Source organism: Psychrobacter sp. SHUES1 (assembly GCF_001652315.1).
GTDB lineage: Bacteria > Pseudomonadota > Gammaproteobacteria > Pseudomonadales > Moraxellaceae > Psychrobacter > Psychrobacter faecalis.
Map to the genome: position 1 here is coordinate 1 of NZ_LXWA01000070.1, position 19,728 is coordinate 19,728.

14 protein-coding genes and 1 pseudogene are annotated in these 19,728 nt (G+C 43.8%); 7 read left to right on the forward strand and 8 right to left on the reverse strand.

The window, feature by feature from the left end; all coding sequences use genetic code 11:
- Positions 1-93 precede the first annotated feature (93 nt).
- The 5 genes from A7325_RS14300 to A7325_RS09690 all read right to left on the reverse strand — a co-directional run bounded on the left by A7325_RS14300 (position 94) and on the right by A7325_RS09690 (position 4,710).
- Entirely contained in the window at positions 94-612 is a 519-nt protein-coding gene (locus A7325_RS14300) for an IS3 family transposase (RefSeq protein ID WP_082894371.1), read from the reverse strand.
- Positions 600-1,115 carry a helix-turn-helix domain-containing protein gene (locus A7325_RS09675; RefSeq protein ID WP_068407592.1) on the reverse strand — a complete coding sequence of 172 codons (516 nt, stop codon included), beginning with the start codon at positions 1,113-1,115 and terminating at the stop codon, positions 600-602. Before A7325_RS09675 ends, A7325_RS14300 begins: the two co-directional genes overlap by 13 nt.
- A gap of 96 nt (positions 1,116-1,211) precedes the next feature.
- Positions 1,212-2,468 (reverse strand): serine hydroxymethyltransferase, encoded by a 1,257-nt coding sequence (gene glyA, locus A7325_RS09680; protein WP_068407595.1) that lies wholly within the window; start codon positions 2,466-2,468, stop codon positions 1,212-1,214.
- A 311-nt stretch (positions 2,469-2,779) separates the two neighbouring features.
- On the reverse strand, positions 2,780-3,280 hold the full coding sequence (locus tag A7325_RS09685) for a chorismate--pyruvate lyase family protein (protein WP_068407599.1): 501 nt from the start codon (positions 3,278-3,280) through the stop codon (positions 2,780-2,782).
- Between the two features lie 71 nt (positions 3,281-3,351).
- On the reverse strand, positions 3,352-4,710 hold the full coding sequence (locus A7325_RS09690) for a GNAT family N-acetyltransferase (protein ID WP_068407629.1): 1,359 nt from the start codon (positions 4,708-4,710) through the stop codon (positions 3,352-3,354).
- A gap of 858 nt (positions 4,711-5,568) precedes the next feature.
- Here A7325_RS09690 and A7325_RS09695 point away from each other — a divergent pair.
- Complete coding sequence (locus A7325_RS09695) at positions 5,569-7,791, forward strand: NADP-dependent isocitrate dehydrogenase (protein ID WP_068407602.1); 2,223 nt, start codon at positions 5,569-5,571, stop codon at positions 7,789-7,791.
- A gap of 413 nt (positions 7,792-8,204) precedes the next feature.
- Positions 8,205-8,585 carry a potassium channel family protein gene (locus A7325_RS09700; protein ID WP_197488897.1) on the forward strand — a complete coding sequence of 127 codons (381 nt, stop codon included), beginning with the start codon at positions 8,205-8,207 and terminating at the stop codon, positions 8,583-8,585.
- Between the two features lie 111 nt (positions 8,586-8,696).
- Here A7325_RS09700 and icd read toward each other — a convergent pair whose 3' ends face one another.
- The gene (gene icd / locus A7325_RS09705; protein ID WP_068407608.1) at positions 8,697-9,956 is read right to left on the reverse strand and encodes an NADP-dependent isocitrate dehydrogenase; all 1,260 of its coding nucleotides are present in this window, start codon (positions 9,954-9,956) and stop codon (positions 8,697-8,699) included.
- A 507-nt stretch (positions 9,957-10,463) separates the two neighbouring features.
- On the opposite strand from icd, the gene A7325_RS09715 reads away from it, so the two are divergent.
- Together A7325_RS09715 and A7325_RS09720 are read left to right on the forward strand one after the other, a co-directional pair.
- Positions 10,464-11,090 (forward strand): pseudouridine synthase, encoded by a 627-nt coding sequence (locus A7325_RS09715; RefSeq protein WP_068407614.1) that lies wholly within the window; start codon positions 10,464-10,466, stop codon positions 11,088-11,090.
- Positions 11,091-11,364: 274 nt separating this feature from the next.
- Positions 11,365-12,207: a DUF305 domain-containing protein gene (locus A7325_RS09720; protein WP_068407616.1), complete on the forward strand. Its 843-nt coding sequence runs from the start codon at positions 11,365-11,367 to the stop codon at positions 12,205-12,207.
- 114 nt (positions 12,208-12,321) lie between these two features.
- On the opposite strand, the gene A7325_RS09725 is transcribed toward A7325_RS09720, so the two are convergent.
- A complete protein-coding gene (locus A7325_RS09725) occupies positions 12,322-14,292 on the reverse strand; it encodes a M61 family metallopeptidase (protein ID WP_227514988.1) in 1,971 nt (656 codons plus the stop codon).
- Positions 14,293-14,618: 326 nt separating this feature from the next.
- Here A7325_RS09725 and A7325_RS09730 point away from each other — a divergent pair, with 326 nt between their 5' ends.
- Positions 14,619-15,104: an FKBP-type peptidyl-prolyl cis-trans isomerase gene (locus A7325_RS09730; protein ID WP_068407618.1), complete on the forward strand. Its 486-nt coding sequence runs from the start codon at positions 14,619-14,621 to the stop codon at positions 15,102-15,104.
- A gap of 483 nt (positions 15,105-15,587) precedes the next feature.
- Here the strand turns inward: A7325_RS09730 and A7325_RS09735 are convergent, their stop codons facing one another.
- Positions 15,588-17,798, reverse strand: a complete 2,211-nt coding sequence (locus A7325_RS09735) for a carboxy terminal-processing peptidase (protein ID WP_068407623.1) — start codon at positions 17,796-17,798, stop codon at positions 15,588-15,590.
- A gap of 554 nt (positions 17,799-18,352) precedes the next feature.
- Between A7325_RS09735 and nagZ the strand changes: the two genes are divergently transcribed.
- Positions 18,353-19,423 (forward strand): beta-N-acetylhexosaminidase, encoded by a 1,071-nt coding sequence (gene nagZ / locus A7325_RS09740; protein WP_068407626.1) that lies wholly within the window; start codon positions 18,353-18,355, stop codon positions 19,421-19,423.
- Between the two features lie 201 nt (positions 19,424-19,624).
- Positions 19,625-19,728: pseudogene (locus A7325_RS13770) on the forward strand (IS982 family transposase); the annotation flags it as partial.

Below are 19,728 nucleotides of genomic sequence, written 5' to 3' on the forward strand. Positions count from 1 at the left end.
GAGAATTCAAAAGGGTTTAGGCTATAAATCGCCAAGACAGGTGTGGTTTGACTATTATCGTCATGCTGCGTAATCAAAATCTCCCAAGTTTAGTTATACGGATTTGACAGCAGGGGTCAGTTTCACCAAATCATACACCGGTCGTCTTGAGAGCGTATAACTGATGATCTCATTGTTGAAGCAGTCTAGTATCGGTGACAGATACAACTTCTCATCTCCTATTTTAAACTCTGTAATGTCAGTAAACCACCTGCGATTGGGCGCTTTCGCTCTGAACCTGCGTTTGACTCTATTCTTAGCAATGACGCCACACTGACCTTTATAGGATCGATACTTTTGCTTTCTAATTCTTGCACTAAGCTTAAGCTGTCCCATAAGCCGTGCGATAAGTTTATGATTATAAATCAAACCTTCATTTTTAAGTGTCTGGGTGATTCTACGGTAGCCATATCGACCTTTATGGTGATGGTAGATATCACGGATACGCTGTTTAAGATCGGCATATTTATCTTTACTACTCAGACTAGCCCTATGATAGTAGAAACGACTCCTTGCAAGCTTTGCTATGGTGAGTAAATCAGATAACGCGTACTGCGGTCTCAATCCTTCGATGAGCCTTGCTTTTTGACTGCTTGTTCCTCTGCTCTGAGCCGTGCATCGAGCTTTTTTAGATAAGCATTCTCCGCTCGTAGATACTGCAGTTCACGTTTGAGCTCTGCTGGCGTCTTTTCATTATCGGGTTTGTCTGTGATAGGAGAGGTCATGGTGCTACTACCTTTATATTTGGATGTGAGTCCAGACATACCGTAGAGGCGATAGGCTTTATGCCAATGACTGATGAGCGCAGGTGAGCTGATGTGAAATTTAAGAGCGGTTTCAGATTGGCTTAATCCTTCTGCTAACATCATAGCGATCACTTTATACTTAAAGTCGCTACTGTATTTAGCTTTACCAGTTTTAGGTTTGATGGCGTTTATACCACCGCTTTGATATTGCTGAACCCACTTAAATACCATCTTGTCATCAAGTCCAAATTTCTCACCTGTAGCACCTCCGCTATGTCCTTGCTTGTAGTATGCTATGACTTTGATCTTAAAGTCTAGATCGTAACGCATAAAAATACCCCCAAAAGTTGTGTCCAACTTATGGGGGTCAGTTCAATATTAAGAGCGGTTTTTTATATCTAACTGTTAAAACTAAGCATTTAAAAACTACTGGTTCTTTTCATAAACAGGAAGCTCTTTACAGATGGCTTCTACTTTGCCGCGTACTTCAGCAGCAACCTTTTCATCACCGCGGCTGTCTAGCACGTCACAAATCCAACCAGCCAAGTCGCCCGCTTGTGCTTCATTAAAGCCGCGCGTGGTAATCGCTGGCGTACCGATACGGATACCTGAGGTCACAAATGGCGATTTTGGATCGTTTGGTACGGCGTTTTTATTCACGGTAATGTGCGCATCACCAAGCCATTTATCGGCTTCTTTACCAGTCATTTCTTGCTTGACTAGGCTGATAAGCATCAAGTGATTTTCAGTACCGCCAGAGATGATTTCATAGCCGCGGTCTTGGATAACTTTTGCCATTGCTTTGGCGTTTTTGACCACTTGCTGCTGATAAGTTTTGAAGTTATCTTCTAAGGCTTCTTTAAAGCAAACCGCTTTTGCCGCGATAACGTGCATGAGCGGGCCGCCTTGATTTCCTGGGAAGACAGCAGAATTTAGCTTTTTTGCAAGCTTCTCATCACGTGCTAAAATCATACCTGAGCGCGGACCACGTAGGGTTTTATGCGTGGTAGTCGTGACCACATCGGCAAATGGTACTGGGTTTGGATAAACACCGCCCGCGACCAAACCGGCTACGTGTGCCATATCAACCAGCAAGTACGCGTCAACTTCATCAGCGATATCACGGAAACGCTGCCAATCGACCACTTGCGAATAGGCTGAGAAGCCAGCAATAATCATCTTAGGCTTGTGCTCTTTTGCCAAACGCTCAACTTCGTCATAATCGATCAGACCAGTTTCTTCAACCAAGCCATACTGTACGGCGTTGTAGTTTAGACCTGAGAAGTTGATATGCGCGCCATGTGTCAAGTGACCACCAGCGTCTAGGCTCATGCCAAGCACGGTGTCATTAGCGTCTAACAATGCTAAGAAAACAGCCGAGTTTGCTTGGCTACCAGAGTGTGGCTGGACGTTGACGTATTCTGCACCAAACAACTCTTTTGCACGGTCGATGGCCAATTGCTCAACCACATCGACGTGCTCACAGCCACCATAATAACGCTTACCAGGATAGCCTTCAGCGTATTTATTGGTCAGGTCAGTGCCTTGGGCTTCCATCACTGCTTGTGAGCAGTAGTTTTCTGAAGCGATAAGCTCGATGTGGTTTTCTTGACGCACGCTTTCAGCGGCCATGGCTTCAGCAAGTACTGGATCAAACTCTTTGATAGAAATATCTTTAAACATAGTGATGTCCTAGGTAGTGGCTATCGTTAATGGTGGTGCTCATTGAAAAGAGGCGAGTAATAAAAGAAGGTAAAATTGGCAAACGCAGACAATTAGCCTGGTTAAAAACCTGCCTAAATTGGCAATAAAATCGGTGCGCAGAAGGGCATCGACATCATCGCTATAGCTTAAGTGTAGCATGAAACTTTGTGCGATGAGCGCAAAAAAACCTCACGGAAAGCTGAGAGATTTAAATGGCGTTATTAGAGAAATAAATGCGCAATAAAATAAATGACTTACTGATTTTGTATATCAGTCTTTATTGTAATTATTTAATCACTCTTGGACAAAAACGCTGCTAAAAAAGTTTCACTAATCAGTATTTTACGCCCATACCAGTCATATAGCGTTTGCCGTTGCCAACCATTTGCCGTCCTTTCGATAGAACGTCGATTGGGCAAAGTACGACTGCGCTTAAACAACACATAGCCAATCGGCGTACCTTTTAGCTGCTGTAAACGGCGGGCACGCCCCTTCAAACTTGCTAGCGGGAAAACGCTTTGGGCTTGTACCCATGGCTGCTCATTATCGCCATATAACTGCGACTCGCGTACCCACGCCAATAACGGACGGTTTAACGCCGCGCCTTGCAAACCCAATTGCTTTTTTTGCGCCAAGGATAATAACCGATAGCCTTCAAAGCTGCGCTCGACGCGTAACGGCTGCCCTGCTTTTACTTCGAGCATGGCCGTCAGCGACCCTTCGGTATTAAGAAAATCTACTAGCTCAGTGGGAGCGGATGATGGAGCAGAACAAGAAAAATGAGGAGTCATAGTTTACAGCTGATAGAAAAGTATTAGGTAGGAAGTCATTGGGCAAAGATTAGCAAAAAAATGATCGAGGATTAATCAGTACTATCAAACGTCGGCATATTATCAATATTAAAGGGCAATGCTGCAAAGGCTTGCTTGCGATATTGCGCCATATACATGCGGTCTTTTACACAGAAATTACTAATCGCCGGGACAAAACGCCCGTCGTAAATACGGTGCAACGAGTGAGTTTTGGTCGGAACAAAACCTCGGACTAATTTGTGCTCACCTTGGGTGCCGGGGTCAAAATACGTCAAACCTTGCTCAATCGCAAACTCGATACCTTGATAATAACACAGCTCAAAGTGCAGGCTATCATACTCAGCAAGCGCGCCCCAATAACGACCATAAAGCGTGGCGTTTTGGCTATTGGGGTTATCATAAAAAAACAAACTGCTAGCGATAATTTCACCATTGGCATCAAGCGCTTGCGCTAACATCAAATGCTCAGGCATGCTAGCAGCCACTCTTTTAAAAAAATCTAGCGTTAAATAAGGCTGCTGCCCACGTACCGCGTAGGTCATCACATAACAATGATAAAACGTCTGCCAATCCTCTGCAGTGATAGCAACCCCGCATTTACGCTGGCAAGAGATGCCTTGCTCGGCAACTTTACGCCGCTCAGCACGCACGGTTTTGCGTTTTTTGGCTCTAAAGGTTCCCAAAAATGCCTCAAAGTCGGCAAATTGTTTATTGTTTTGACTGACATTTTTATTTTGCCATAAAAACTGGCAGCCCTGCCGCTCAAGTATCGGTAGCTCAATCGGTTCTACTGTACCGCTATTTTTTTGATTATTAAGCGCCATTTCTATATCGGTATCAGTCGGCATTGACGCGTTAGCAATAGACGCCATCTCAGACGTCGCAAACAAACCATGCCAGCTAGAGGCCTCTACTTGCTGGGCAATATCATCAACGCCTGCGATAGCTGTCTTTAAAATATCCGTATTTAGCGTCTCACCTGCTGCCAACCAAAGACGCTGTCCCGTTACTGGTGTATAAGGCGCGCTAGTCACCAAACGCGGATAATAATCAAGACCATACTGCGCATAAGCTTGTGCCCACGCATGGTCAAAGACAAACTCGCCTTGATGATGCCCTTTAATAAAAACAGGCATAACGGCAATAGGCTGTCCTATTGGTTCTGAAGAAAGCGCTGGCTGCGCGGCATTACTTTTATCATCATTCGCATTATTATCAATAACGTTATCTGTCTCATTTGGCCGATAGATTAAGATATAAATCGGCAACCAACCTGCTTGCTCACCAATTGCGCCCGTCTCGCTCAGTGCTTGCCAAAACTCAAATGTCATAAAAGGCGTATCTGGCGTTTGCCAACGCGCCATATCCTGCCAGCTATTATCACTGAGTAACGCATATTGTAAATTCATCATCACCACACTATTTTTAGAATTTTTTCTTAAGCTCATTGGTTTTATCGTTTAGCCTAGCAAATATCAGCGCGTTTGCTGTCACAATTTGCAAAAAAGTAAAAATTATCTGGCGCTAAAATACTTTTATGAAGAAGGGTTATAAACAAAGGCGCATAAAAATGCCATACGAACAGATTACTAAGTCTTTTATTGATGGGGTGCAGGATTGTGTTTTGCTAGCGTTGGTATGTTAAAAACAGATACTCTAAAAAAGCTAATTTAAAAATAGATAATCTGACCATTTAACAAACAAGCTTACAAAAGTAAAAATAGCACTAAAAGCGTGCTAATTACACGCAAAAGATGATATTAAGGGCGAGGACTGGTAGAATAAGGCTATTATTAGCTTAATATAATTCAGATACATAGGGTATGAGCGAAAATAGTATACTTAGTTCAATATACAACATTGACATCATATCAGATTTATAGTGGATCAACTATAATATAGCGTCAGCCATTCGCGCTCAGATCATTGTAAATCATGAGTATTGAGTCGCTGGTTTGCATAAATTTTTAGCAACGGTCTTTTGAGTGTGACCTTTTATAATGTTTTATAATCACTCTTTAATAAAGCTGGTACTTGATCGAGCGCCTGCTTTATAAAGACGAATAAACGCAAATGGCTGGCGACGAAACTTTCTCGCCGTCATACTCGCTCAAGAATGGCACTAAAAGACGACTGATGTATTTGGACCTCGATTGAACCTCGAACCAACCCCGTAGACCATTATGGTATAAGGGCTGTATAAAGCTATTAAATGATACCGCAGCCTTATTAACCTCATTAATGACAACAAGGAATAATCTACTAACATGTCAAAAATTATTTATACAAAAACTGACGAAGCCCCAGCGCTTGCCACCTTATCATTTTTGCCGATTGTAAAAGCATTTGCCCAGACAGCAGGCGTCGACGTTGAAACCAGTGATATCTCGGTCGCGGCGCGTGTGTTGGCTGAATTTCCAGAATACTTAACCGAAGAGCAGCGCGTTCCAAATAACTTAGAAGCGCTTGGCAAATTGACTCAAGATCCAAACGCCAATATCATCAAACTACCAAATATCAGTGCTTCTGTACAGCAGCTAAAAGCGGCTATCAAAGAGCTACAAGGTAAAGGCTACGCGATTCCTGACTTTCCAGACGAGCCAAAAAACGCAGAAGAAGAAGAAATCCGTCGCCGTTATGGCAAAAGCTTAGGCAGCTCGGTCAACCCTGTATTACGTGAAGGTAACTCAGACCGCCGCGCGCCAAAAGCAGTCAAAAACTACGCGCGTAAACATCCGCACTCGATGGGCGAATGGAAGCAGTGGTCACAGACTCACGTTTCGCACATGCATAGCGGCGACTTTTATGACGGCGAGCAATCGATGACCTTGGATAAAGCGCGTACCGTGCGTATGGAGCTGTTGCTCGAAGACGGTACGACCAAGGTATTAAAACCAAAGATTGCCTTGCTTGATAAAGAAGTCATCGACTTGATGTTTATGAGCAAAAAAGCGCTGCTTGATTTCTATGAGCGTGAAATGGAAGATTGCCGCGAAGCCGGTATTTTATTCTCATTACACGTAAAAGCCACGATGATGAAGGTATCACACCCTATCGTCTTCGGTCACGCGGTGCGCATTTATTATAAAGACGCCTTCCAAAAACATGGCGCGTTATTTGATGAGCTAGGTATTAACGTCAATAACGGTATGGCAAGCTTGTACGAAAAAATCACCGAATTGCCAGCCAGCTTACGTGAAGAGATTGAGCGCGACCTCCATGCCTGCCAAGTACACCGTCCGCGTCTAGCGATGGTTGACTCTTCAAAAGGTATCACCAACTTCCATTCTCCAAGTGACGTGATTGTCGATGCTTCAATGCCCGCAATGATTCGTAATGGCGGTAAAATGTGGGGCGCTGATGGTAAATTATATGACTGTAAAGCGGTCATGCCTGAATCGACCTTTGCGCGTATTTACCAAGAAATGATTAATTTCTGTAAGTGGCATGGTAACTTTGACCCAACCACCATGGGTACGGTGCCAAACGTAGGTTTGATGGCGCAAAAAGCGGAAGAATACGGCTCGCACGACAAAACCTTTGAATCTAGCGACAATGGTATCGCACGTATCGTCGACATCGACTCAGGCGAAGTTTTACTTGAGCAGCGTGTTGAAAAAGGTGATATCTGGCGCATGTGTCAGACCAAAGATGACCCTATCCAAGATTGGGTGAAGCTTGCTGTTCGCCGTGCGCGCGAATCAGATACGCCGGTTATTTTCTGGCTCGACCCATACCGTCCGCACGAAAACGAGCTGATTAAAAAGGTTAAAACCTACTTAAAAGATCATGACACCAACGGTCTGCACATCGAAATTATGTCACAAGTTCGCGCCATGCGTTATACCTTAGAGCGTGTTGCTCGTGGTTTAGATACAATTTCTGCTACTGGTAATATTTTGCGTGATTATCTGACTGATTTGTTCCCAATCTTAGAGTTGGGCACCAGTGCGAAAATGCTGTCAGTTGTACCACTAATGAAAGGCGGTGGTTTGTTCGAGACTGGCGCAGGCGGTTCAGCACCGAAGCACGTACAGCAGCTGATCGAAGAGAACCATCTACGTTGGGATTCTCTAGGTGAGTTCCTAGCCTTGACCGAATCTTTAGAGCATTTGGCGAAAAATGATGACAATGCCAAAGCGAAAGTATTGGCAGACGCCCTTGATAGAGCGACTGAAACGCTACTGTTAAATGACAAATCGCCATCACGTAAAACTGGCGAGCTTGATAACCGTGGTAGTCATTTCTATCTGGCAAAATACTGGGCAGAAGAGCTGGCTGCACAAGATGAAAATAGCGAGCTAAAAGCACAGTTTGCGCCGCTGGCACAAAAACTTGAAGACAATGAAGCCGCTATCGTTGAGCAGCTGAATGAAGTTCAAGGCAAATCGATGGATCTAAAAGGCTACTACTTAGCTGATGAAGCATTGGCTGAAAAAGCCATGCGCCCAAGTCCGTTATTCAACGAAGCTATTGCTTCATTGTCATAAATACTTGGTTGTAAATAGAACCAAGCTGGCTGAACAAATCTTATTAAAGTCAGTTTAAAACAAACGCCCCAATAGTCCTAGGCTATTGGGGCGTTTTTATGGGTTCTGTGCTGCTTAAAACGTTCAAAGCAAACACCTACACCAATGTCTTACATAAAGCGCTCTACTGCTATGGTTAGATGACGCTAATGTTAAAATTATTTTTGAGCATTTACTGGGCCTGAGACTAAGCATAATACTGAGCGTATGGATGACATCTTATGATACTAGAAAAAATAACAACCGCCAGAGGAACTCTTTTTATTTATATCCTCACTGGCAGTTTATGGTATTTACTGACGCATTTTTTACCAGACAATAGGTGGCGCGATATATTTACTATCGGCCTTGCCTTTTTATTTTGCGGTATTTTTATGTGGTCGCTATTTAGCACCTTGCAGCGTATCTATGGCGATGATGGCAATTTATGGAAAGAGCTTGCGATGACAACGCTCAATGTCTTTTTATTTTTGCTAACCTTCTCCGCCCTTTATTACGAAGTGGGCATCGTCGACACCACACGCGACGGTAATCCTATTTCGCAAGATTTTTGGGCGTGTTGCTATTATGCTGTCGTCACTTTTACTTCAACAGGCTATGGTGATTTTCGGCCGCAAGGCATCACTCGGGTTTTTGCAAGTTTACAGGCGTTGATTGGCTACTTGGTGCTCGGTTTAATGGCTTCAACCAGCTTATCGGTGGTTAAATGGACAGCGAATGGTAGCGGTAAAAGTCGTGGTAAAAATGACAGTTAAATTGAAATTCAATTATAAGTATAAAAAACATAAGCACAAAAAACCATCTATAAAAATATAGATGATTTTTTGTTTGCGCTATAAATTATAAAATCACATGGTATAAAGCCCTTACGCATCCATATGCTTAATAATGGCTTTGCCAAACTCGGAGCTACTAAGCAAAATAGCATCTGGCATCAAACGCTCAAAGTCATAAGTCACGGTTTTGTTTTTAATCGCGCCTTTGATACCTGCGATAACAAGATCAGCCGCTTCTATCCAGCCCATATCACGCAGCATCATCTCCGCCGATAAAATTAACGAACCTGGATTGACCTTATCTTGACCGGCATATTTAGGCGCTGTGCCATGAGTGGCTTCATAAACAGCGATTGAGCCGCCCTTATTGGCACCCGGCGCGATACCGATACCGCCAACTTCAGCAGCGAGCGCATCAGAGATATAATCACCGTTTAAGTTCAAGGTTGCAACGACTGAATATTCGGCAGGGCGCATCAGGATTTGCTGCAAAAAAGCATCAGCGATGACGTCTTTAATGATAATATCATTACCGGTTTTTGGGTTTTTCATCGTCATCCAAGGCCCGCCATCGAGTAATTCAGCACCAAAACGTTCAGCGGCAAGCTCATAGCCCCATTCTTTAAACGCGCCTTCGGTAAACTTCATGATATTACCTTTATGCACGAGGGTGACGCTCGGTAAGTCATTATCGATGGCATGTTGAATGGCTTTACGTACCAAACGCTGCGAGCCTTCTTTTGATACAGGCTTGATGCCGATACCGCAATCATCTGAGAAACGTATTTTGGTTACGCCCATCTCTTCCTTTAGGAATTTAATAACTTTTTTGGCGTCATCACTGCCCGCTTTCCACTCGATACCGGCATAAATATCTTCTGAGTTTTCGCGGAAAATCACCATATCGGTCAGCTCTGGGCTATGCACAGGGCTTGGTACACCTTCAAACCAGCGCACGGGACGCTGACAGACGTACAGGTCAAGCTCTTGCCGTAGCGCGACGTTTAATGAGCGCATACCGCCGCCAACTGGCGTGGTCAGAGGCCCTTTAATGCTTATGACATACTCGCGCAAAATCTCTAGCGTCTCGGTCGGCATGTATTCGCCGTCGTAAATCTTAGAAGCTTTTTCGCCGCAATAAACTTCCATCCAAACGATCGATTTTTTGCCTTGATAGGCTTTTGCTACGGCGGCATCGACGACTTTAATCATCACCGGCGTGATATCGACGCCAATGCCATCGCCTTCGATAAAGGGAATAATCGGATGATTAGGGACATTTAGGGACAGATCAGCGTTGACGGTTATTTTTGCGCCGTCTCTTGGGACGATAACTTTATCATAGGGCATGGGATCAAACTCCTTTTATACTTATATATTGGTTGCGCCAGTTTCCTTGGCGTTCTGTTATGCTAGCTAAAACATTTTGGCTTTAAAATGGCAGTATGCTAGCGAGTTAAATACCAACCATTTACGTAAAATCCCCCTAAGCCAATAGGTTTAAAAATATGTTAGAGAGTTATTTTAAAAATCCTATTTTTTGCCATTATTTCTATGACTAAAGCACCAAAGTTGCGTAAAGCAAAAATGTTGATTGTTATAATCTCTATCAGATTAATGACATAAAAATATCACCATTTACCTTAAATAGTGTACTAACATAAAAGCATGACTGATAATTTTTCTTTTGCATACGACAGTTTTACCAATCAATATTATAAATACCACAATGCTAACAAGGTTATCTTTTAACCACAATCCGTTTTTTACTTTTGCGTAAAAACATTTTAGACTGCCGTGCACGCCATTTGTTAACCATGTTGTAGCTATCAATTTATTTTTGGGAAATGCCATTTTATGTCGACCTCTAGCCTAGTTTTATTCAACAAACCTTACGGCGTCCAAAGTCAATTTCGTGATGACAGCAATAATGACCACACCACCCTTTCGCAGTATTTTACTGACAAATCGCTGCGCGTTGCCGGCCGACTTGATGCCACCTCAGAAGGCTTGCTGATTTTGACCAGTGACGGACGGGTAAATAAAGCCATTACTCAGCCTCCGTCAGCCAAGAACTTCGCCCAAAACAAGCAAAAACAAGGGAAGACTTATTTGGTACAAGTCGAAGGTTTGGTAAGCGCGGCTCAACTAGAGCAATTGACGGCGGGAGTACATTTAAAAGATGGCAAAACCTTACCAGCAGTTGCACGACTGGTTGAGGAAGGTGATTTGCCGATTGACTTATGGCAACGTAATCCGCCCATTCGCGAGCGTAAAAACGTGCCGACCTCATGGCTTATGCTAACCATTTATGAGGGCAAAAATCGCCAAGTAAGACGCATGACCGCTCATGTGGGACTGCCTTGCTTGCGTCTGATTCGTTGGTCGGTGGCAGGATTTGAGCTTGGTTCGCTTGGCGTTGGTGAGTTTGTACGTATTCACCTAAATAGTGAGCGCTGTCGGCAGTTAGGGATTGTCGATTAGATTAGCGTGGCAAATTAAACCTTATCCGCTTATATGAGCCAATTTTGCTCTGATTTAAATATTACGACTTATTAAACGGCGCGTCTCGAACGCGTAAGGTTTATCTGTTAAGATGCAAAACTGCGCTGACTTGCCAACCTTGCCGTATTTTCGCGTTTTATATCGCCGTATTTTCGCGTTTTATATCGGTTTAAATTTGGCCATTATTTATCTTGTTTTCTGTCTTATTTTTCGTTGAGCCTGTTTCCTGTTTTTTTGATAGTAAGGATATATCATGATTGCCTCTCGTCATTTTGCTTTGTTTGCTACCAGTGTGGCTACTACCCTGCTGCTAAGCGCTTGCCAGCCAGCAACTGAGGATAATGAGGTAATGCCAATAGAAAAGGTCACTCAAGCCACTAATGAACCATCTGAAACAGCTCCCGAGGTTGCCCATGCTGAGCACGACATGGCTGCCAATGATGAGGCGGTAAACGCTGAAAAAATGTCAGATACGCTGAAAGACTACACTAAAGCTATGACCAGTATGCATAATGAAATGATGGTTGGCATGGGTTATAACGATCCTGATACCGCCTTCGCCAAAGGCATGCTCGGCCATCATCGCGGTGCGGTAGATATGGCAAAAATCGAGCTAAAGTACGGCACTGATGAAACCATGCGTAAACTTGCCCAAGACATCATCGACTCACAGCAGCTTGAGATTGATATTCTTAATAAATGGCTCGCAAGCCATCCTGATGCGCCCAAGCCAAAACCCAATACCGAAGCCATACAAGAAGCGTATGCAAAGGGAATGAATACCATGCATAGCGATATGATGCTCGGTATTGCTGAGCCTGTCGCTGATATGGCATTTGCGCGCGGTATGTTGCCACATCATCGCGGCGCGGTGGACATGGCAAAGGTACAGCTCCAATACGGTACCGATGAAGAAATGCGCAAATTGGCACAAGACATTATCGATGCTCAGCAGCCTGAGATTGAGCTGATGCAAAGCTGGATTGCGGCAAATAAAGCGCCTGACACAGCGATTACAGACTCCGATAAAGCTGTTATCAATGATGAAGCAAATAATAAAGAAGCGATCAAAGAAACCACTAAAGCGACAAGTTAAACAGCTATAAACTCTTAACTATTGCTTATAGCACTCCGAATATTAAAAATATAAACCCTTGCTAAGCTGCGTACTTAACAAGGGTTTTTAATGTCTTCACGCTTTATTATTTATCTATTCACTTTGATAGCGTGCTAGCGCATTTAGCCATGTATCTTCAGTATTGGCATACCCTACAGAGTTACTATCGTCTTCACAATCTGTACTCGCCCTTGCTAACCGTAAGCTGATGCTATGCGGGAAAACTTTTTCATTATAGTCATACGTATTATTATCCACCAAATCAGCTTTAGGCAAAACTTCAACTACCATTAGCTCATCACGGCGAAATAAATGACATTGCACAGCACGCGTGGCAGCACTAAACGTTGCTAATTGCTTAGTGTCTGCTTTGATACCGTCGATAGCGACAATGATGTCATGCGCTGAGATACCCGCCTTGGCAGCCGCACTATTACGGCTGACACGATTAACCTTTAATCCCAGCGGTGTCTCACTACAACGCATGCCCCACGGTATGTTTTTATCTGCCGTCTCTTTGGTGTTGGTATGAATCTTAATACCATTGGCCACTAGCAACGCCTCTAGTGGCAGCTCCTCTACGTCATTGACATAACGGCGCTCAAACTCTTCCCAATCTGCTAACGGCATAAATTGTCCGATAACTGCACCCATATCGGCGCTACTGATACCGATGCGTTTATTATCATTTTGTTTTGCTTGGCTATAAAATTCTTTAACCACATCAAATAAATGATAACGCCCATCGCTTTTTGCAAGCAGGGTCAAATCCAAGCATAACGCCACCAATGCGCCTTTGTTATAATAACTGATACCTGCATTGCCGGTATTTTCATCATTGCGATACAGCTTAATCCAAGCGTCAAAGCTTGACTCGGCAACGCTTTGATGCGCACGTCCTGGGGTTTGATAGTAGCGATTGATTTGTTCGGCAAGCAATCTAAGATAGCTTCCTTTATCAATGACGCCTGACGCTTGCAACATAAAATCATCGATATAAGAGGTAAAACCTTCAAATACCCAAAGCAGCGGCGTAAAGGCTTCGCGGCGTAAATCCACATCTAGCATCACATCTGGACGCACGGTTTTGACCCACCACGCATGAAAATACTCGTGACTGCATAAGCCCAAAAAGCGTTGATAATCGGCACTTGGCACTTTTGGCTCATCAGCATTAGGCAAATCACGACGCGGGGTAATCAAACTGGTCGAGTTGATATGCTCAAGCCCGCCATAATCCTGCCCACTGGCAAAGGTCATAAAGGTATAATTGTTAAAGGGCGCATCGCCAAGCCAATCTAAATAAGTCTGACAGATTTGAGTAACATCTTGCTGCAAGCGTCCCATGTTAGCGCTATGCTTACCTGAAAGATAAAAATGATGGCTAAGCGTCTGATGGCTATTATCTTGAATGATAAAATCAAAGTTATCTTGTTCGGCAAACTCAAACGGATGATCGATCAGCTCATGATAGCTGTCTGCTTGTAGAGTATATATTCGCAGCTTATCAATTTGCGACTGTACTGCCTCAAGTCCACACGCCAAGCGCACAAGACTAGCGTCTTTATCCGCTAAAAATGCAGCTGGCACGATTAAATCAACTTCTACCCCTTGTTGTTCTTGCCCATCAATCGCTAAGGCCAATGAGGTAAAATTGCCATACAAACGCTGCTGGTCGACATACGCCGTACGCACCGATAAATCATAACAATATACTTCATAATGAAGGCGTATACGTTGTGCTGCCCGCGCCTCTGGTAACTGCCATGTATTTTTATCTGTTTTTTGCGCGCGATACGTGTTGATTTGTTTATCGTTAGAAACGACTTGACTGTCTAAAATTTCATAATGCACTGCGGTTATATTACGGGCAAATTCACGCATTAAATAGCTACCCGGTATCCAGGCGGGCAACCATAAACTTGGCGCGTCGGTATTAGCGGTGAAAGTCAGCGCGACATCGACCAAATGCTCCAAAAACCGCGCAAAGTCGAATTGGTAAAAGACATGAGCGGTTGGCTGATTTAAATTATTAATCGGTGAGATTTGAGAAGATAAATTCATAATCGTTATTATCCTTATGTTTATGACTATGGTAGAAGCCATCATGCAAAAACGCAACTAGCAAACTTTAGCCTCTTACCTTTACCAACGGCCAAAACTGAAAAATCATATTTATTTACATTAATTCGCCCAATAATTGCTATTTTTTCGGATTTTAACCTTGAAACCGCTGGCAGGCATCGCAATTAAAGATGCTAACTGCTAAAGTTACCCTAATAAACTGATGATAATTGACTAATGACGTGGCTATTTGGCTGGCTGATTGGCTTTTTTAGGTTTATTGCAACCGTATTTAAATTTCAATAACGACATATTTAGGATAATTTATGACTACTATCGCAAAAGACACTGCCGTCAAGTTTAACTACACGCTAAAAGACGACGAAGGCAATATCCTTGACCAGTCTCCAGAAGGTCAACCGCTTGCGTATTTGCATGGCCATAGCAACATCATCCCAGGTCTTGAGCAACAACTAGAAGGCAAATCTGCTGGCGAAAGAGTCAATGCCGTTGTAGAGCCTGCTGATGGTTACGGTGAATACCAAGAACAAGCGGTACAACATGTACCACGCGAAAACTTCCAAGGCGTTGATGATATCCAGCCTGGTATGCAGTTTCAGTCAGAAGCTGGCGGTCAAGTGATGCTAGTAACTGTGACTGACGTAAACGATAAAGAAGTGACGGTTGATGCAAACCATCCGTTAGCTGGTAAGCGTTTGACGTTCGATGTAGAAATTCAAGAAGTACGCGCAGCCACTGAAGACGAGCTAAACCACGGCCATATCCATGGCGCTGGTGGCGTTGAGCACTAATATCTTCTTGAGTTTGGCGTAAAATTTTCAGACGATAAAATGCTTAGGCGAATAGTTAATTATTAATGAATAGTTATTGATAATGTTAGCGTCGTCTAGCTATAAAGGTCAGTAGAGCAATCTACTGACCTTTTTTTGGATAAGTTTTAGAGATTACAGACGTAACAAAGCCGCATAACAACAAGTATTATGCGGCTTTTATCACCAACCATCCATGTTAATGTTATCAGATACTTAATCCCGGAGCATCTTATAACGTACAGGCATCCAGCCTTATCTTCCCTAATCAGCAAACCACCTATCCCTGATGCGACCTTTGCGATACCAATCCCTAGTATCTATGAACCTTTTCGTTCAATCGTGCCGTACAGTTATAATCGCAGATTGGCATGAGGTAAGTAAGAGGTCTAAACGTCAATGCGTGTAAGCATATGCTTACACGCATTTTTATTGCCGATAATGACTGTTCAACAGTTGCAATCTTTATAGCTTTTCTTCTGGGCTAGCCTGCACCTTTGGATCAGCGCTAAGCATGATATAAGCCGCTTCCTTAATGAAGGCTTCATCCTCAGGTAGCTCAGGACGCTCGCTTTCTTTCATCTGACTGCGCTCTTCAAATTTTGCATCCATGGCCGCTTGATAAGTATTCCAATTGGCATAAGGACGCTCGCCCGTTGCAATTAGGCGTTTATTTTCGGCTTCCAATGAGCGTTTTTCTATCAGCTGCATTTTGGCGCGGCGACTATTGATATCAAGAGGAATCGGTTTTTTCTCATCTTCCATATTACGAATATCATTCAGCGTCGATAGATACACAAAGTGCGGGTTTTTCTGCTGACGGATTTTTGATTGCTGATTTAGCGTTGCTAAGGTATTGGCAGAGAATTTACCTTCAGGCTTATAAGGGGCAGTTTTAATCGTATCCCATGGTAAGGCTTTTTTCTGCGCGCGCTCGCCAAAAGTCGCATCATCGTAGATATTGACCAATTCAATATCAGGGACCACGCCTTTATTTTGCGTACTACCGCCAGTGACGCGGTAGAACTTACGCTGCGTGAGCGTCGCTGTACCCAAAGCCAAGCTGTCTAGCTGGATTTGCGCCGAACCTTTACCAGTCGTGGTGCTACCGACAACGAGGCCGCGACCGTAATCCTGAATCGCAGCAGCAAAGATTTCACTGGCAGAGGCAGAGGCTAAATTGGTCAAAACAACCACTTTGCCGTCATAAAGCTGTTCGCCGCCATCGTCATCGCGGTAGACTTGAATATTGCCGCGATTGTCGCGAATTTGCACCAATGGGCCGCTTTTAATAAAGAAGCCGAGCATTTTGGCGACCTCATCGAGCGAGCCGCCTGGGTTATTACGTAAATCAACCACTAGACCGTCGATATTTTCTTTATTAAGCGCTTTAAGGGCTTTTTCGGTATCGTCACTGACACTACGGTACTCTTCACCATTGCGGCGCGCGCGATAGTTGAGATAAAAACTTGGTATCTCAAGCACACCGATACGTTTTGGCGTTTTATCGATATTGGGACGCTGTACTTCAACGACACGCTGTTTTACGCCCGACTCTTCTTGCTGAATAATATCGCGGACCACGGTTACATTACGGGCGCTGGTATCGGGCGTATTTGGTTGACGCACCTTAATGGTCACCGAGGTGCCGCGTTTACCGCGAATCAGACCGACGATTTCACGTGTTGACCAGCCAACCACATCAACCATATTCTCGCCGTCTTTGGCAATACCAATAATCAAATCATTGGGCTTAATCTGCCCAGATTTGGCTGCTGGGCCACCATCTACCAAAGTGACAATGCGGGTATAATCTGGGTTTTTACGGTCAGGACGGATAGAAACCCCGATGCCTTCTAATTGCAGACTCGATTGAATTTGCAGCTCATTGGCCTGAATTGGCGCATAATAATTACTGTGCGGGTCATAAGTGAGCATCGCCGTATTTAAGATGGTTTCCATGATTTCATCATCTTTTAGACGCGCAAGCTGCTCTTGCTGACGCGATAAGCGGTTGAGCAAAATCTCACTTGGCGTGCGCTCATCATTACGCAGCAAGTCTTGGCCGCGCGTAATATCAGGATTACTTAAAAAGACTTTCTCTTTCGCCTTTTCATCTTCTTGGCCTAAAGTAATACTCATCAACTGAAACTTCAGCTGACGCGTCCAATAGTCGCGCTGTTCTTTTTTGGTTTTAAAATGACTGAGCTTTTCGCGGTCAAGGACGATGCTATCTTCACTGGTTAAATCTATCTTGGTTTTCAGCAGTTGTTTTGATAGAGTAAAATATTCATTAGAGCGCTGACGGTAACGCTCAAAAATCGCCACTCCAGCCGATAGGTCGCCACGTTTTAGGCGCGCGGCAAATTCGTCGGCATATTTCTTCTTAAATTCATCGACATCAGATTGCAAAAACAAGGTATGGTTTGGATCGAGACTGTCAATATACATAGACAAAATCTCGCTACCCATGGCGCTATCGAGCGGCTGATTGAGATAATGGCTGCGATCCAGCAAGGCCGCTACTTGGCGAGTGGTAACCTGTTGCTCAGGGGTGGCTTTAAAGCCTGCTGTATTGCTATCAGCCACTGCGGTGCTGTAGCTTTGAGTGAGGATAAGACCAGCGACGCCCACTGACGCTGCACTGAGTAACCACTGTGCTGGTTGTTTTTTCATCGTATATACCTAATTATTTTAAGTTAAAAGTATGCTGAGTTGTTATTACCAATAGAGGGTAGTTATTAGACTATGAGCCAAAAAATGTCGCGATTTTTCACCCTATTATATTTACCATTAAACCATAGGTTACGCTAGCATTAAAAGCAGGCAAATATGGGATAATGATCTTAGAATAGGTCCTTATTTTCATTGTTAAAAATCAATCAATACTAGCACAGCTATAAATATACCACTGTCTCAATCTGTATAAACAATCTTACACGCGGTCTGGCTATTTTGTAGCGCATCCATTGTTGCATTTGGTTATAAGCGTGAATCATCTTGTTTAAACTTATGATTTAAACCTAATTTATTTAAGCCAAGCAAACCGCCATTATGCGCATCTTGCAATCACTGGCATAATATAAGGTAAAAGTGAGTAGCGCCAAACCGTCCGCAACAGAAAGATTATCCATAAGAAAAAACCGTCTCATCTCTAAGCTCTGTCTCGATTTGACTTATAATGTAGTACAAATGAGAAAACCACCCTCTAGCCTGATAAGGATTACGCAATGTACGGCGTTTTAATGATTGATATCGATAGTACCGCACTGACTGCTGAAGATGTCAGTTTAATCAAACAAGCACAAGTCGGCGGGGTGATATTATTTGCCCGCAATGTGGCAGATGCGGCGCAAGTGCGAGCCTTGTGTGACGATATCCGCCAGCACAATGCCGATTTATTGATTGGCGTCGATCAAGAAGGCGGCCGCGTTGCCAGATTACGTCAAGGTTTTACGCCATTACCGGCGGTGGGCAGGCTCGGCGAATTATTTGACCAAGACCCTAGTCGCGCCTTGAGCCTTGCTTACGATTGTGGTTATTTGATGGCAGCAGAAGTATTGGCGGTCGGCATTGATTTGAGCTTTGCGCCGGTGCTCGATAGAGGCGGCATCAGCCAAGTGATCGGCGATCGCAGTTTTCATCAAAATCCGCAAGCCATTATCGCTTTAGCAAGCCAGTTCATGCGCGGTATGAAAGCGGCGGGTATGGCAACCACCGGTAAGCACTTTCCCGGTCATGGAGCCGTCGCGCCTGACTCGCATGTGGCAGAAGCAATCGATACACGTAGTTTAGATGAGATTATCAATAGCGACATGCAGCCGTTTGCGCAGACGCTGCCTTGGCTTGATGCCTTAATGCCGGCGCATGTGATTTTTTCACAAGTCGATAAAAAACCCGCTGGATTTTCAAAAATTTGGCTCAAAGACATCATTCGCAAACAGCTGAATTTTGATGGGGTTTTATTTTCTGATGATTTATCAATGGCTGGTGCGCAAGCTGCCGGTGATGTCAGCGCCCGCGTCAAAGCAGCAATTGAAGCAGGCTGCGATATTGCTCTTGTCTGTAATGATCGCGTTGCTGCTCACGAAGCCGCCAGAGCAGCCCAAGAGCTACCCTATCCTGACCAAAAACGTATCAAAGCCATGCGTGGGCAAATACCTGTTTGGCAGGGCGACCTTGAATCAACGAGCCAGCAGTTTGACTATTGGCAACAAGCAAAGGAAAATATCTTACAGACCTTTTTTGCCAGTCACACGAAAGCACCTACTGAGTCAAAAGATCCAACCGCTTATAGATAATTCATTTAACCAAACCAGCTTTATTCCAGTCTTACTTGATGCAAGAAAAAACCGCACCTTAAACCTAAGATGCGGTCTTTTTAATATTAATACTAGCTATTTATAAATAACTACCCCACTCTCAACTTCGAAAGTGATTGAAAAAAGAAGAGCACCTCACTAATCTATTGTTTTCGACCAAGAATACAATGGAGTTGTGAGATGCCCATAGACGAATTTATCATCAATATCTATTTAATGGTAGAGCAATATTACAAAATAGTCGTCACCAAACCCTTGCGAAGTGCAGGTTACGCGCCAAAGCT